Annotated in this window: 13 protein-coding genes and 1 pseudogene; 10 read left to right on the forward strand and 4 right to left on the reverse strand. The window is 68.5% G+C overall.

Features of this window, described 5'->3' with window-relative positions; genetic code table 11:
- Window positions 1-20: 20 nt before the first annotated feature.
- Together CFB41_RS35780 and CFB41_RS35785 are read right to left on the reverse strand one after the other, a co-directional pair.
- Window positions 21-1,220, reverse strand: a complete 1,200-nt coding sequence (locus tag CFB41_RS35780; RefSeq protein WP_089459951.1) for an acetate/propionate family kinase — start codon at window positions 1,218-1,220, stop codon at window positions 21-23.
- Window positions 1,221-1,228: 8 nt separating this feature from the next.
- Window positions 1,229-2,068 carry a universal stress protein gene (locus CFB41_RS35785; RefSeq protein ID WP_089459952.1) on the reverse strand — a complete coding sequence of 280 codons (840 nt, stop codon included), beginning with the start codon at window positions 2,066-2,068 and terminating at the stop codon, window positions 1,229-1,231.
- A gap of 153 nt (window positions 2,069-2,221) precedes the next feature.
- Between CFB41_RS35785 and CFB41_RS35790 the strand changes: the two genes are divergently transcribed.
- The 5 genes and pseudogenes from CFB41_RS35790 (at window position 2,222) to CFB41_RS35810 (ending at window position 7,375) form a co-directional block, all read left to right on the forward strand.
- A complete protein-coding gene (locus CFB41_RS35790; RefSeq protein ID WP_089459953.1) occupies window positions 2,222-2,758 on the forward strand; it encodes a hypothetical protein in 537 nt (178 codons plus the stop codon).
- Window positions 2,748-3,494 carry a beta-ketoacyl-ACP reductase gene (locus tag CFB41_RS35795; RefSeq protein ID WP_089443936.1) on the forward strand — a complete coding sequence of 249 codons (747 nt, stop codon included), beginning with the start codon at window positions 2,748-2,750 and terminating at the stop codon, window positions 3,492-3,494. Before CFB41_RS35790 ends, CFB41_RS35795 begins: the two co-directional genes overlap by 11 nt.
- Window positions 3,491-5,304: pseudogene (locus CFB41_RS35800) on the forward strand (PHA/PHB synthase family protein). Before CFB41_RS35795 ends, CFB41_RS35800 begins: the two are co-directional and overlap by 4 nt.
- Window positions 5,301-6,293, forward strand: a complete 993-nt coding sequence (locus CFB41_RS35805; protein WP_089459954.1) for a bifunctional enoyl-CoA hydratase/phosphate acetyltransferase — start codon at window positions 5,301-5,303, stop codon at window positions 6,291-6,293. The pseudogene CFB41_RS35800 and the gene CFB41_RS35805 overlap by 4 nt, the downstream one beginning before the upstream one ends.
- A 41-nt stretch (window positions 6,294-6,334) precedes the next feature.
- Entirely contained in the window at window positions 6,335-7,375 is a 1,041-nt protein-coding gene (locus CFB41_RS35810; RefSeq protein WP_089459955.1) for a zinc-dependent alcohol dehydrogenase family protein, read from the forward strand.
- A 71-nt stretch (window positions 7,376-7,446) separates the two neighbouring features.
- Here CFB41_RS35810 and CFB41_RS35815 read toward each other — a convergent pair whose 3' ends face one another.
- Both CFB41_RS35815 and CFB41_RS35820 read right to left on the reverse strand, forming a co-directional pair.
- Window positions 7,447-8,850 (reverse strand): MBL fold metallo-hydrolase RNA specificity domain-containing protein, encoded by a 1,404-nt coding sequence (locus CFB41_RS35815; protein ID WP_089459956.1) that lies wholly within the window; start codon window positions 8,848-8,850, stop codon window positions 7,447-7,449.
- A 348-nt stretch (window positions 8,851-9,198) separates the two neighbouring features.
- The gene (locus CFB41_RS35820) at window positions 9,199-9,387 is read right to left on the reverse strand and encodes a DUF2964 family protein (RefSeq protein WP_089444038.1); all 189 of its coding nucleotides are present in this window, start codon (window positions 9,385-9,387) and stop codon (window positions 9,199-9,201) included.
- A 279-nt stretch (window positions 9,388-9,666) separates the two neighbouring features.
- Between CFB41_RS35820 and CFB41_RS35825 the strand changes: the two genes are divergently transcribed.
- The 5 genes from CFB41_RS35825 (at window position 9,667) to CFB41_RS35845 (ending at window position 15,704) form a co-directional block, all read left to right on the forward strand.
- On the forward strand, window positions 9,667-10,314 hold the full coding sequence (locus CFB41_RS35825) for a BON domain-containing protein (RefSeq protein WP_089459957.1): 648 nt from the start codon (window positions 9,667-9,669) through the stop codon (window positions 10,312-10,314).
- Window positions 10,315-10,357: 43 nt separating this feature from the next.
- Window positions 10,358-12,271, forward strand: a complete 1,914-nt coding sequence (gene ftsH, locus CFB41_RS35830) for an ATP-dependent zinc metalloprotease FtsH (protein WP_089459958.1) — start codon at window positions 10,358-10,360, stop codon at window positions 12,269-12,271.
- 262 nt (window positions 12,272-12,533) lie between these two features.
- Window positions 12,534-13,670, forward strand: coding sequence for a TIGR03364 family FAD-dependent oxidoreductase (locus CFB41_RS35835; RefSeq protein WP_373558680.1), 1,137 nt, complete (start codon window positions 12,534-12,536; stop codon window positions 13,668-13,670).
- Window positions 13,671-14,028: 358 nt separating this feature from the next.
- Window positions 14,029-14,889, forward strand: a complete 861-nt coding sequence (locus tag CFB41_RS35840) for a transporter substrate-binding domain-containing protein (protein WP_039353370.1) — start codon at window positions 14,029-14,031, stop codon at window positions 14,887-14,889.
- 92 nt (window positions 14,890-14,981) lie between these two features.
- Window positions 14,982-15,704 (forward strand): ABC transporter permease, encoded by a 723-nt coding sequence (locus CFB41_RS35845; protein WP_039353368.1) that lies wholly within the window; start codon window positions 14,982-14,984, stop codon window positions 15,702-15,704.

The raw sequence follows: 15,704 nt of genomic DNA on the forward strand, positions 1-15,704 counted from the left end.
GCCGCTCGCGCTGATCTGGATCAAGCGTCGCGGTTGGCGCGCAGCACCCCGAGCGCGGCGCGCGCGGCGATCCACGCTTCGTTGGCCGGCTCGACGACAACCGTGACCGCGCTCGACGCGGACGACACGACCCGCGCATGGTCCGCGTTCGCGCCCGCGTCGATGTCGATGCCGAGCCAGCCGAGCGCCGCGCAGATCCGCTCGCGCAACACGGCCGAGTGCTCGCCGATGCCGGCGGTGAAGACCAGCATGTCGAGGCCGCCGAGCAGCGCGACGAGCGCACCGGCTTCGCGCACGATGCGGTGGACGTAGAGTGTCAGCGCATCGCCGGCCAGTGCGTCACCGGCGGCTTCGCATGCCAGCAGCACACGCGGATCGCCGGAAGCGCCCGACACGCCCTTGAGCCCCGACTCGTGATACAGCATGTGATCCAATGCTTCGGCGGACAGCTTGCCGGCCGCGAGCAGGTGCAGGACCACGCCGGGATCGAGTGTCCCGCAGCGCGTGCTCATCATCAGCCCGTCGAGCGCCGAGAAGCCCATCGTCGTCGCGACGCTGCGGCAGTCGCGCATCGCGCACAGGCTGGCGCCGCTGCCGAGATGGGCGGCGATCACGCGGCCGTGCGCACGTGGGCCGAACTGCTCGTCGAGCACGACGGCCAGGTATTCGTACGACAGACCATGGAACCCGTAACGGCGCACGCCCTGGTCGAACCATCCGTGCGGCAGCGACAGCAATTGCTCGGCGCGCGGCAGTGAGCGATGAAACGCGGTATCGAACACGGCGACCTGCGGCACGTCGGGAAACGCGTCGCGCAGCGCGTCGATTGCATCGAGGCTGTGCGGTTGATGCAACGGCGCGAGCGGCGTCAGCGTGCGCAGCGCGTCGAGCACCGCGTCGTCGACGACGACCGGGTCGACGTACCGGGCACCGCCATGCACGACACGGTGTGCAATGGCGCCCAGCGCGATATGCGGCAGTTGCACGCGGATCCACATCGCGACCTGCGCGAGCACCGCACGGTACGGATCTCCCGCGTGCAACGGCAGCGTGCCGCCCGGCGCAGCGTCGAAGTGGAGCGACACGCCGTTGCCGGTTTCGCTCGCTTCGCCTTCGTGCAGCGGCCGCCGCGCGGGGTCCCCATGCGGCGGATACGCGAAGACCGCGAATTTCACGCTCGACGAACCGGCATTGACGACGAGCAGCGCGAGCGTACGCATCGACCGGCTCAGTGCGACATCAGCACCGGGAGCGTCATCGACGCGAGCACCGTGCGCGTGGCGCCCCCCATGATCAGTTCACGCCAGCGCGGATGCCCGTAGGCGCCCATGACCAGCAGGTCGGAACCCGTTTCATAAGCACGCGACAACAGCGTGTCGCCGATTGCCGTGCCGGTACCGGTGTCGATATCGAGCACGTTCACGTCGCGCGCATGGCGCGCGAGCATCAACGCGGCATCGGCGGCCGGAATGCGCGTGGTCGCCGCTTCGGAATCGCCGTCGACCACGGCGACGACCGTCGTGCGCTTCGCGTGCTCGAGGAAGGGGAGCGCGTCGTGCGCGGCACGGGCGGCCTCGCGGCTGCCGTCCCACGCGACGAACACCCGTTCGCCGATCGACGGGAATTCGCCGGTGTACGGCCAGAACAGCACCGGGCGGCCGGCGGACAACACGAGGTTCTCCGGAAACTGGTCGTCGATGTAGGTTTCGGGATCGTTCGGGTCGCTCTGGCCCGCAATCACGAGGTCGGCAAGACGCGCGGCACGCGGCACGGCCACATTCGCGCGCTCGTCCGCGCGAACCCAGGTGGCCGGCACTTTGGCCCGCGCGGTTTCCGCATGGAACAGGCGCTCCAGTGCGGCGAGCCGCTCGTCGCGCTGCTCGCGGTGCGCGCGGAAATAGTCGGCGGAACCGGCCATCACGTAGAACGAATGCGGCTCCGGCGTGTAGACCGCGAACAGGCCGGTGAGATGCGCACCGAAGCGCCGGGCAAGACGCAACGCGAGCTCGAGGCGCGAATGCGCGCGGGTGCTCGTATCGAGGTGCACGACCAGGCTTTTGTAGCTCATCGGAATCGCTCCATCGACGGGTGATCCGCCAGTGCAATCCAGTCTACGAAGCAGGGTTTCCGCGTGCTTGACTCAGATCAACGGGTGCCGTGCGCCACGGTCGCACAGTGAAGTGGACGCCAATTCACCGACCGGATCGAAGGAGCGAATGCGATGAGCCCCCATGCCTTGACCACACCGAACGACGCTTGCCGCGCGGGCTGCGATCTCGCGTTGCGCATGGCCGCGCTGGCCCGCGACTGGCAGCACGAATGGAACGCGCTGGCAGGGCGGCGCATCGAGCGCGACCGCGACGCGGTGCGCGGCCTGCAGCAGGCGCTCACGGTGACGACCGAGTGGACGGCGTTCGGCGAAGCAGCCCGGCAGGTGATGCGCGACTACACGATCGAGACCGTCGCGCTCTGGCAGGACGCCACCGAGCTGTGCATGCGCGGGCAGTTCGAGAGCGCGAGTGCGTGGCGCACGTGGCTGCGCGATTACGGCACCGGCGCGCTGTCGCGCTACCAGACCGACTGGTGGCCCGATCTCGGACGGCTGGCCGTGGTCAACGAGGCGAGCATGCCGTGGCGCGACTGGATGGCCGCGTTTGAACTCGGCATCACGGAAGCCGTCGATGCAGGCGACGAGGCCGCGGCCGTCCGGCGTCTCGACGGCAGCCGTGCGGTGCGGGAGCACGATCATGTCCGCTGAGCGCGTCGCTTTCGTCACCGGCGGAATGGGCGGCCTCGGCGCCGCGATCAGCCGCCGCCTGCACGAGGCCGGCATGACGGTGGCGGTGTCGCACACCGAACGCAACGACCACGTCGCGACGTGGCTCACGCACGAACGCGAGGCGGGCCGCACGTTTCATGCGTACGAGGTCGACGTGGCCGACTACGACTCGTGCCAGCACTGCGCGGCGCGCGTGCTGGCCGAGTTCGGGCGCGTCGACGTGCTCGTCAACAACGCGGGCATCACGCACGATGCCACCTTCGTGAAGATGACCAAGAGCATGTGGGACGCGGTGCTGCGCACCAATCTCGACGGCCTGTTCAACATGACGAAGCCGTTCGTGCCCGGGATGATCGATGCCGGCTTCGGCCGGATCGTGAACATCGGGTCGGTGAACGGGGAGCGCGGCGCGTACGGGCAGGCGAACTACGCGGCCGCGAAAGCCGGCATCCACGGCTTCACGAAATCGCTGGCGCTCGAACTTGCGCGGCACGGCATCACGGTCAACACGGTGGCCCCCGGCTATCTGGCCACCGCGATGCTCGAGTCGGTACCGAAGGAAGTGCTCGACACGAAGATCCTGCCGCAGATTCCGGCCGGCCGCCTCGGCGACCCCGACGAAATCGCCGCGCTCGTCGCCTTCCTGTGTTCCGATGCGGGGGCGTTCGCAACCGGTGCGGAATTCGACGTCAACGGCGGCATGTACATGCGATGAAAGCGTCCGTCGTCCGTGTGCCGCGCCCGCGCGAATCGAGGCGGCAATCCGATCGGGACCGCCGGAACGCCGGCACGCCCGAGTGCGCGCCGGCCGACGCGACCCCCGCCGAACAATGGAACCGCGCCGCGCATGCCAACGTCGCCGCGATGACGTTCGGGCTGTCGCCCGTGTCGCTGGCGCTGGCCACGCTCGACTGGGGCGCGCACCTGGCGGTGTCGCCGGGCAAGTGCTTCGAACTCGCGACACAGGCGTGGCTCGCGGCCGCGCCCGCGGCGATGGAGAAAGGCGCGGCGGACGACGCCGACACGGACGGCCCGGCCGTGCATGCGGGGCGCGCCGATCCCCGTTTCGCCGCGCCGGCCTGGTCGGGCTGGCCGTTTCGCGCGTATCGCGACGGCTTCCTGTCGGCCAGCGCTGGTGGCGCGACGCGACGCGCGGCGTGCCGGGTGTCGAACGGCACCACGAGGCGCTGGTCGGTTTCGCCGCGCGTCAATGGCTCGACGCGTGCTCGCCCGGCAACTTCCTGGCGACCAATCCCGTCGCGCTCGACGCGACGCTGCGCAGCGGCGGCGCGAACCTCGCGGCGGGGGCGCGGCACTGGCTCGACGATGCGAACGCGTGGCTCGATCGCGCCGGCGGCACGCGTGGCCGCGACCAGCGGGCGTACCTGCCCGGGCGCGACGTGGCGATGACGCCGGGCCGGGTCGTGTGGCGCAACGCATTGTGCGAGCTGCTGCAATACGACCCGACGACACCGCGCGTCGCGCGCGAGCCGATCCTGATCGTGCCGTCGTGGATCATGAAGTACTACATCCTCGATCTGCAGCGGCACGATTCGCTGATCCGCTTCCTGGTCGAAGCGGGCTACACCGTATTTGTGGTGTCGTGGCGCAACCCGGGTGCGGAAGCGCGCGATCTCGGGCTCGACGATTACCTGCGCGACGGGTGCCTGGCCGCGCTCGACGTCGTCCGGTCGATCTGCGGCGAGGCGGTCCATGCGGCCGGCTATTGCCTCGGCGGCACGCTGCTGGCAATCGGCGCGGCGGCGCTCGCACGCGACGGGCGGCAACATGACGCCCTGCGATCCGTCACGCTGCTCGCGGCCGAGACCGATTTCAGCGAACCCGGCGAACTCGGCCTGTTCATCGATGCGAGCGAACTGTCCGCGCTCGACGCGCTGATGTGGCGGCAAGGCTACCTGGACGGCGCGCAGATGTCCGCCGCGTTCGAACTGCTGAACGCGCGCGACCTGATCTGGTCGCGGATGATGAGCGAATACCTGCTCGGCAGGCGCACGAAGCCCAACGACCTGATGTCGTGGAATGCGGACACCACGCGCATGCCGTACCGGATGCATTCGGAATACCTGACCCGGCTGTTCCTCGACAACGATCTCGCAGCCGGCCGCTACTGCGTCGACGGGCGGCCGGTCGCGCTGTCGGATCTCGACGTGCCGACGTTCGTGGTCGGCACCGAGCGCGATCACGTGTCGCCGTGGCGCTCGGTCTACAAGCTCCATCTGCTGACCCACCATGCATTGACCTTCGTGCTGACGGCGGGCGGCCACAACGCGGGCATCGTGTCGGAACCCGGTCATCCGGGCCGCCATTACCGCTGCGCGACCCGCGAACCCGGCGCGCCTTACCGCAGCCCGTGCGACTTCATGCGCGACACGCCTGCAGTGGACGGATCGTGGTGGACCTGCTGGCGCGACTGGCTGCATGCGCGCTCGTCGGGTGACGTGCCGGCCCGCACGCCGGCCGCCGGGCTCGCGGCGGCGCCCGGCGCCTACGTGCTCGAGACATGAACGGGCATCGGCATCCGGGGCCGTGCGGCGGCGCGTACCTGCCCGGCCTGCTGCCGCGCGCGGACGGCGCCTGGCCCGGGCTGATCGAGCGGGCCCGCAACGCAGCGCCGCTTGTGGTGGCCGTCGTGCATCCGTGCGATGCAACCAGTCTCGTTGCGCTGGCCGAACTCGGCGAGTCGCCGCTGGCGGCCGCGATCGAGCCGCTGATCGTCGCGCCGCGCGACAAGGTGCTGCGTGTCGCGCACGATGCGGGCGTCGACCTGTCGCCGTGGACGATCGAGGACGTGCCGCACAGCCATGCGGCGGCGGCCCGCGCGGTCGAACTCGCGGCGGCCGGCCGTGCCGGCGCGCTGATGAAGGGCAGCCTGCATACGGACGAGCTGATGGGCGCGGTCGTCGCCGCCGAATCGGGGCTGCGCACCGACAAGCGCATGTCCCACTGCTTCCTGATCGAGACGCCGGCGTATCCGCGTCCGTTCATCCTGACCGACGCGGCGGTGAACATCGCGCCGGACCTCGCGCAAAAGGCGGCCATCGCGCAGAACGCGATCGACGTCGCCCATGCGCTGGGCGTGGCGTGCCCGCGCGTGGCCGTGCTGTGTGCGGTCGAGACCGTCAATCCGGCGATGCGCTCGACGCTCGACGCGGCGGCGCTCGCGAAGATGGCCGAGCGCGGCCAGCTCACGGGCGCGATCGTCGACGGCCCGCTCGCGCTCGACAACGCGATCTCGCTACGGGCGGCGCACGACAAGGGGATCGATTCGCCGGTCGCCGGCTGCGCCGACATCCTGGTCGTGCCCGATATCGAAGCGGGCAACCTGCTCGCGAAGCAGCTCGAATACCTGGGCGGCGCCATCAGCGCAGGCATCGTCGTGGGCGCGCGCGTGCCGATCGTGCTGACGAGCCGCGCCGATGGCGCCGTCGTCCGGGTCGCGTCCTGCGCACTCGCGATGGTGCTGGCACAGGCGCGACATGCGTCGCCATCCTGATGGATGAACCTGCAACCCTTTCTTTCGATGGAGGAACCCCGATGAAAGCACTCGTCTACCACGGGCCCGGGCGCAAGGCGCTCGAAGAGCGGCCCATGCCGGAACTGCAGTCGCCCACCGACGCGCTCGTGCGCGTGACGCGCACGACGATCTGCGGCACCGATCTGCACATCCTCAAGGGCGACGTGCCGACTTGCGAACCCGGCCGCATTCTCGGCCACGAAGGGGTGGGGATCGTCGAGCAGGTCGGCGCCGCCGTCGATGCGCTGAAGCCGGGCGATCACGTGCTGATCTCCTGCATCTCGTCGTGCGGTCGCTGCGAATACTGCCGGCGCGGCCTGTATTCGCACTGCACGACCGGCGGCTGGATCCTCGGCAACCGGATCGACGGCACGCAGGCCGAGTACGTGCGCATCCCGCATGCGCAGACGAGCCTCTACCGGATTCCGCCGGGCGCGGACGAGGAGGCGCTCGTGATGCTGTCGGACATCCTGCCGACCGGGTTCGAATGCGGCGTGCTGAACGGCAAGGTGCAGCCGGGCTGTTCGGTCGCGATCGTCGGCGCGGGCCCGATCGGGCTGGCGGCGCTGCTGACCGCGCAGTTCTACTCGCCCGCGCGGATCATCATGATCGACCCCGACAGCAACCGGCTCGACGTGGCGCAGCGCTTCGGCGCGACCGATTGCATCGACGGCCGCACCGGCGACCCGGTGGCGGAAGTGATGAAGCTGACCGACGGCGTCGGCGTCGATTGCGCGATCGAGGCCGTCGGGATTCCGGCGACGTTCGAAATGTGTACGTCACTGGTGGCGCCGGGCGGCGTGGTCGCGAACGTCGGCGTGCACGGGGTCAAGGCCGACCTGCACCTCGAGAAGCTGTGGGATCGCAACATCTCGATCACGACCCGGTTGGTCGACACGGTCAGCACGCCGATGCTGCTGAAGACCGTGCGCGCCGGGCGCCTCGATCCGAAACGCCTGATCACGCACCGGTTTTCGCTCGACGACGTCGAGCGCGCGTACGACACGTTCGGTCGCGCGGCGCAAACCCACGCGCTGAAGGTCATCATCGAAGTCGGTTGACGGCCGGGCAGCGCGAGGCGGGAACCGGCAAGCAATACCGGGTTCCCGCCACCGTCCGGTGGGTCACGCCGTCAGGACGAAAGCGCGGCCGGCTCGCATGTGTCGCCGGATGCGACCGCATCGAGATCGACGCACTGCGCATACACCGGCACCTCGCACGGCCAGTGCAGCCGCTCCGCGATGCGCCGCCGCATCGCGTCGGCCGCGGCCGGCTCGCCATGCGTGACGAAGGTTCGCACGGGCGCGCGCTGCATCGTGCCGAGCCAGCGGAGGATCTCCTCGTAGTCGGCATGCGCGGAGAGCGTCGTGATCGACTCGACCTGCGCGCGCACGCGCACGTACTCGCCGTGGATCTTCAATGTCGGCTCGTGCGCGGCCAGCGCCGCACCGCGCGTGCCGGCCGCCTGGTAGCCGACCAGTGCGATCGTGTTGCGCGCATCGGGCGCGTAGCGGCTCAGGTGGTGCAGCACGCGGCCGCCGGTGGCCATCCCGCTGCCGGCGATGATGACCATCGGGCCCTGATGGTCGGCAATCGCCTTCGACTGCTCGACCGAGCGGATCATCGTGGCCGCGTGGCCGAGCGCGTTCGCTTCGGAAGGCGTGAGCCGGTGTTCGAGGATATGGTGACGATAGATCTCGGTCACGTCGGTGGCCATCGGGCTGTCGACGAATACCGGCACGCGCGCCATCCGGCCGGATGCCTTCAGGCGCGCGATATAGTGCAGGATCTCCTGCGCGCGGCCGACGGTGAAGCACGGCATCACGACCACGCCGCCGCGCGCGAAGGTCTTGTCGAACAGCGCGGCGAGTTCGTTCTCGGGGTCCGATTCCGGATGCAGCCGGTCGCCGTACGTCGATTCGACGACCAGGTAGTCCGCATGGGCGGGCGCCAGCGGCGGCTGCATGATCGGGTCGTGATAGCGGCCGAGGTCGCCCGAGAAGGCCAGCACCTTGTGATCCCAGTGCATCACGACGCTCGCCGCGCCGAGAATGTGCCCGGCCGGCAGCAGGCGGAACGCGAGCCCGCCGCCGAGCGCCGTGCATTCGTCGAACGCGACCGGCTTCAGCAGGTGCAGCGCGCGCTGCGCATCGTCCAGCGTGTAGAGCGGTTGTGCCGGATGATGCTTCGAATAGCCGTGGCGGTTCGCGAAATCGGCTTCTTCCTCCTGCAGCCGCGCGCTGTCGCGCAGCATGATGTCGCAGAGTTCGGCGGTGGCCGCCGTGCAATACACCGGCCTGCGGAACCCGTCGCGTGCCAGCACCGGCAGATAGCCGGTATGGTCGATGTGCGCGTGCGTGAGCACGACCGCGTCGAGCGTGTCGGGCGCGACCGGCAACGGGCTCCAGTTGCGCAGCCGCAGGTTCTTGGTGCCCTGGAACAGGCCGCAGTCGACCAGCACGCGCCGGTTGCCGTGCTCGACCAGGTATTTCGAGCCGGTCACGGTTTCGGTCGCACCGAGAAATGTCAGTTTCATGGATCGCCTCACGGGGGTGGACGGAGCAGTGAGTCGATTACAACGCGGATGCGCGCGAAGCGATTGATGGAAATCAGGGATTGCCGTATCCGTATCCGTGCTCGGCCCGGCTCGGGCGAGGTTCGTTCTTCGGCCGTTGCGGCTCCGGGTTGACGTCAATCAACGCCTGGGCAGGACGGCGGCACCGCCGCGTGTCAGCCCGCGTCGCTCCGACCGCCGAGTGCGACGATCGTCAGTAGCACGGGAACGCGAGGCCGGCGGTCAGCGCGGGGAGCGTCGCGCTGTCGTTCATGTTCGGCTTGAACGCGAGGCGGAGGATGCCGTTCATGAAGGGCGATGCCGGCGGTATCACGGGCGGTCGCCCGGGGCGAGATTCAGCAGGACGACGAACGAGAGGATGCTCAGGATCAGCGTGACGATCGCGTACCTGAATACCCGTTCGTCGAACAGCATCCCGTGGATGATGCCGGCCAGCGATGCGAGCGCGATGAACACGCTCAGCGTCGCGAGCGCGATGCGGTATTGCCTGCGGTTCATGATGGTCTCCTGGCGCGTGGCTGCCGTACGGTTGCGAAACGCGCGGGTTGTCGCGGGTTTCGCCGCGTCTGGCGTCATGATCGCGTCGCGCGTTGCCGCACGGTTGATCTGCATCAACGGACGCATCCGGCATTCGCGCGCCCGGCAGCCACGGCCGCCGGTACGTCGTTGGTTGATCCTCGTCAAGCCACTGCCGCCACCGTGCGCGATGCTGAAGCCGGTGCAGCCCCATCGCCGATCGCGAATGTCGCGACCGGTCCGGGGCGACGGGAGACCGACATGAAGTCCGATGCAGCACTCAAGCAGGATGTCGAGCAGGCGCTGTTCTGGAATCCGGCGATCGACGCGCGACGGATCGACGTCGACGTGCGCGACCGGGTCGTGACGTTGCGCGGCACGGTCGACAGCTGGGCCCAGAAGCTCGAGGCGCAGAAAACGGCGCTGCATGTCGAGGATGCGCGCGCGCTCGTGCTCGAACTGAGCGTCACGCCGCCGGAGAATGCGTGCGCGGATCAGGAACTGGCGATCGCGATCGCGTTCGCGCTCGGCTGGCAGGAGGCGCTGCGCGATCACAGGATTCGCGTCGAGGTCGACCACGGTTGCGTGACGCTCGACGGCGAAGTCGATCATGCATACCAGAGTCGGGCGGCGGAAAAGATGGTCAGCCGGATGATCGGCGTCGTCGGCGTCGCGAATCGCATCCGGGTGCGCGCCGACCACACGGTGCCGGACGTCGGCATGCGGATCGCCGAAGCGCTGGCGCGTCGCGCGCAGCGCGAATCCTCCGGGATCTCGATTGCCGCCGACGACGGCGTCATCACGCTGACGGGCAAGGTCGCGTCGCTCGCTGAAAGGCGCGCCGCGTGCGGTGCGGCCGCGTCGGTCAGGGGCGTGCGCGAAGTCGTCGACCGGTTGACCGTTGCATGACGATGCATGAGCGGGCCCGCGCCCGCCGTGTCGGCCTGATGCCATGAAAAAAACATTCGATTACTCCGCACTGCTGATCCCGTTCGCGTTTGCCGTGCTGGTGGCGTATCAACTGCTGATGGCCCAGCCGGCCACGACGTCGATCTCGTACAGCGATTTTCACCGCCTCGTCGACGCGCGGCTCGTCGACGATCTGGACATCGGCTCGTCGTCGATTTCGGGCGTGCTGCGCATGCCGCAGGCCGGTGCGAACCTGCCGGCATCCGACGCGGCTGCCGTGAAGCAGGCGGGCCCGCCGTGGCGCTTCACGACGAACCGGGTTGCCGACGACCGTCTCGTCACCGACCTCACGGCCGCCGGCATCCGCTATCGCGGCGCGCCGGATTCGGGCTGGCTCGAGACGCTTGCCGGATGGCTATTGCCGGTGATCGTCCTCGTGACGTTCTGGAGCTTCATGATGCGCCGGCCGGGCGGGGTCCGTGACCTCAGCGGCATGGGCAAAAGCCAGGCGCGCGTGTACGTGCAGCAGGAAACCGGCATCACGTTCGGCGACATCGCCGGCATCGACGAGGCGAAGGCCGAGCTGCAGCAGATCGTCGCGTTCCTGCGCAACCCCGAACGCTACCAGCGGCTCGGCGGCAAGATCCCGAAGGGCGTGCTGATCGTCGGCGCGCCAGGCACCGGCAAGACGCTGCTCGCGCGCGCGGTGGCCGGCGAGGCGGCCGTGCCGTTCTTCACGATCAGCGGCTCGGCGTTCGTCGAGATGTTCGTCGGCGTGGGCGCGGCGCGCGTGCGTGACCTGTTCGAACAGGCGCAGCAGAAGGCGCCGTGCATCGTGTTCATCGACGAACTCGATGCGCTCGGCAAGGCGCGCGGCGTCGGCCTGATGTCCGGCAACGACGAGCGTGAGCAGACGCTGAACCAGCTGCTCGTCGAGATGGACGGCTTCCAGGCCAATTCGGGCGTGATCATCATGGCCGCGACGAACCGGCCCGAGATCCTCGATCCGGCGCTGCTGCGGCCCGGACGCTTCGATCGCCACATCGCGATCGACCGGCCCGACCTGAATGGCCGCAAGCAGATCCTGGCCGTGCACACGAAGCGCGTGAAGCTGGCCCCGGCAGTCGACCTCGCCGAGCTGGCGCAGCGCACGCCGGGCTTCGTCGGCGCGGATCTCGCGAACGTCGTCAACGAGGCCGCGCTGCATGCGGCCGAACTCGGCAAGCAAGCGATCGGCATGGCCGACTTCGACGAAGCGATCGACCGCGCGATGACGGGCATGGAGCGCAAGAGCCGCGTGATGAACGACGAGGAAAAGCGGACCATCGCGTACCACGAAGCCGGGCACGCGCTCGTCGCGCAAAGCCGCGTGCATTGCGATCCGGTGAAGAAGGTGTCGATCATCCCGCGCGGCATCGCGGCGCTCGGCTACACGCAGCAGGTGCCGACCGAGGATCGCTACGTGCTGCGCCGGAGCGAGCTGCTCGACCGGCTAGACGTGCTGCTCGGCGGCCGGGTGGCCGAGGAAATCGCGTTCGGCGACGTGTCGACCGGCGCGCAGAACGATCTGGAGCGCGCCACTGCACTGGCGCGGCACATGGTCATGCAGTACGGGATGAGCGCGAAGCTCGGGCTCGCGACGCTCGACGATGCGACACCGCAGGGCGGTTCGCCTGGCGTGTGGACGCCGGGCGACGGCCGGTGCAGCGAACACACCGCGCAGTTGATCGACGAGGAGGTGCGCGCGCTGCTCGAAGACGCGCACGTGCGAGTCGCGGCGACGCTCGGCGAGCATCGTGACGCGCTCGAACGGATCGCGCGGTGCCTGCTGCAGCACGAGTCGATCGATCACGACACGCTGGTGGCGCTCATGACGCCGCCGGATGATCGCGGCGCGGCGCCCGAGCCGGCGCGAGCCGATGCGGAGCCGGTAGCGGCGACGGACACGTCGGCCTGATCCGCCACCGGCGACCGGCCACCGGCGATCGTCGTGTCGTCAAGTGGCAAAATTGGCCAATTCATGCTTTTTTGTGGCTTTTCATCCGAATGTCATCCCGCGTCACGATAGTGCGGAATCGTGCGCCGGTCCCGGTAACGAACGACGCGAGCCGGCCGGTTCGCGTCGCACGCGGGAATACGTTCATGGGACGCGGCAAACAGCAACCGATACGCTCGCCACGAAAGGGCGGCGCATCTCATCTCGACACAAGGAACGTGCAATTGTGAACGCCATCGCAGCGGCAAACGCTTATGACGTGGTCATCGTCGGCGCCGGCATCGTCGGCCTCGCCCATGCTTATACGGCGGCGCTCAAGGGGCTGCGCGTCTGCGTGATCGAACGCGATGCCGCATGCGTGGGCGCGTCGATCCGCAATTTCGGCTTCGTCACCGTCACCGGGCAGCACGCCGAACACAGCTGGCGGCGTGCGCGGGCGAGCCGCGAGGTCTGGGCGGACGTCGCGCCGCAAGCCGGCATCGACGTGCTTCACCGGGGCCTCCACCTGATTGCGCGTCGCCCCGAGGCGATGCACCTGATCGATGCGTTCATGCAGACCGGCATGGCCGACGGCTGCCGGGTCATGATGCCCGGCGAGGCAAAGGCCGTCGCGCCGGAACTGCGGCTGGACGGTGCGCAAGGCGTGCTGCACAGCCCGCATGAACTGCGCATCGAGCCGCGTACCGCGATCGCGTTGCTGGCGTCCTGGCTGGCGGAACGCTTCGATGTGCGATTTCGTTACGGCGAGATGGTGCACGAGGTGCGCACGCCAACCGTGCGTACGTCGCGCGGCGTGTTGCACGCGGAGCGCGTGATCGTCTGCGGCAATGCGGACAGCCGTCACTTGTACGGCGACTGGTTTGCGCGGCACGCGGTGCGGCTGTGCCAGTTGCAGATGCTGCGCGTGCGGCCGCACCGCCCGCTGGCGCTGCGCGCCGCGGTGATGAGCGACCTGAGCCTGCTGCGTTACGCGGGTTTCGCGGCGCTGCCCGCCGCCGACGCATTGCGCACGCGCCTGCAGGCCGAGGAGCCGGTGTGCCTCGGTTACGGCATCCACCTGATCGCGGTGCAGAGCGCTGACGGCAGTCTCGTGGTGGGCGATTCGCACGAATACGGCGCCGCTCCGCTGCCGTTCGCGACGCAGGAGATCGATGCGCAGATCCTGCGCCTGTTGCACGAGACGCTGGATGTGCCGGAACTGGACATCGTCGAACGCTGGACCGGCAGTTATCCGTCGGCAGCCGATGCCGATTGCGTGATCGAGGCGCCGGATGACGCCACGCGCGTCGTCGTCGTGACGAGCGGTGCGGGGATGAGCACGGGCTTCGGGATCGCGCAGGACGTGTTTGCGGCGTGGTGAGGGCGGGGCATGCACGTCACGCAGTCGCCGGGTTCGCGGGAGGCGCGCGAGCGATCGCCTGCCGGCATGACCGCGGGATTCGATTGGCGGTTTTAGCGTGTTTAGCGAAACAGTCGAATCATGAATTTGTCTAGTCATCCTGACCGAAAGATCGGATGAAATGCACCATGTTCGTGCTGCGGATCACCACCGCGACGCACGTCTGAGCCCCGGAATTAGGGGATTTCCCGCGTTTTTCCGGTTTTTTTTGATCAACGCTTGTCGCTCCATTTTTCTTCTTGCATGCTTGTATAGACAAATTCCTGAGGCCGCTTGCATGACCGAAGGGATGACGATCTTCAACGCAAGGAGAAAACTCGTGAACGGCAAGCGCATCAAGTGGGCAGTCAGGACGATCGGCATCATCGCGGCGGCAGCGGCCACGCTTTCCGCGCCGGTGCAGGCGAAGGAATGGAAGACGGTCACGGTGGCGCTCGAGGGCGGCTACGCGCCGTGGAACCTCACGCTGCCGGGCGGCAAGCTCGGCGGCTTCGAGCCCGAGCTGCTCGCCAACGTGTGCGAGCGGATCAAGGTGCAGTGCAACATGGTCGCGCAGGACTGGGACGGGATGATCCCTGGGCTGCAGGCCGGCAAGTTCGATGTCCTGATGGACGCGATCTCGATCACGCCGGAGCGCGAGAAGATCCTGCTGTTCTCGCGTCCGTATGCGGCCACGCCCGCGACCTTCGCCGTTACCGATACGAAGATCCTGCCGAAGGCAGCGCCGGGCGCGCCGATCGTCAAGCTGTCGGGCGATGCGAATGCCGACAAGTCGACCGTCGACGCGCTGCGCAAGCAGCTGAAGGGCAAGACGATCGGCATCCAGTCGGGCACCGTCTACACGAAGTTCATCAACGACAGCTTCAAGGACATCGCGTCGATCCGCGTGTACAAGACCTCGCCCGAGCGCGATCTCGACCTCGTCGCCGGCCGCATCGACGCGTCGTTCGACGACGTCACGTACTACGCGGCGAACAACACGAAGAAGGACACCGCATCGATCGTGCTCGCGGGCCCGAAGCTCGGCGGCCCGATCTGGGGGCCGGGTGAAGGGCTCGCGTTCCGCAAGCAGGATGCCGACCTGAAGACGAAGTTCGATACGGCGATCGGCGCCGCGCTCGCGGACGGCACCGTGAAGAAGCTCGCCGACAAGTGGTTCAAGACCGACGTCACGCCGTAAGCACACGTCCGGCCGCCGCCGCGCAAGCGACATGAGCCGCGCGCGGCGGCGCGCATCCTGCCGATCCTATCAACGCTTGCCGGGAGGCACGCATGGCGATCCTTGAAATGCTGGGCTTCGGAACCGAAGGCTGGGGCGGCGTGCTGCTGCTCGCCGCGCTGATGACGGTGGCGCTGACGCTTGCCGCGCTCGCGGTCGGCGCCGTGATCGGCGCGGGCATCGCGGCCGCGAAGCTGTCGCGCTATCGCAGCGCCCGCCTGCTCGGCGACCTGTACACGACGGTGTTTCGCGGCGTGCCCGAACTGCTCGTCATCTACCTGTTCTATTTCGGCGGCTCGACGCTCGTCACGGCCGTGGGCCAGTGGTTCGGCGCGGAAGGCTTCATCGGCGTGCCGCCGTTCGTGATCGGCGCGCTCGCGGTGGGGATGATTTCCGGTGCGTACCAGGCCGAGGTGTATCGCGCGGCCGTGCTCGCGGTGTCGAAGGGCGAGCTCGAAGCGGCCCGCTCGATCGGCATGCCGCGCAGCATGGTGCTGCGGCGCATCCTGATTCCGCAGGTCCTGCGCTTCGCGTTGCCCGGCATCGGCAACGTGTGGCAGCTGAGCCTGAAGGATTCGGCGCTGATCTCGGTCACCGGGCTCGCCGAGCTGCTGCGCACGAGCCAGATCGCGGCGAATTCGACCCACCAGTATTTCGTGTTCTTCGTCGCGGGCGGTGCGCTCTACCTGGTCATGACGGGGCTGTCTAACCGCGTGTTCAACCGGGCCGAGGCGATCGTCGGCCGGTCGTTCCGCCGCAACTTCGCACGCAACTGA

Origin of the sequence: Burkholderia sp. AU33803 (genome assembly GCF_002223095.1) — a bacterium.
In the GTDB taxonomy this organism is placed as follows: Bacteria; Pseudomonadota; Gammaproteobacteria; order Burkholderiales; family Burkholderiaceae; genus Burkholderia.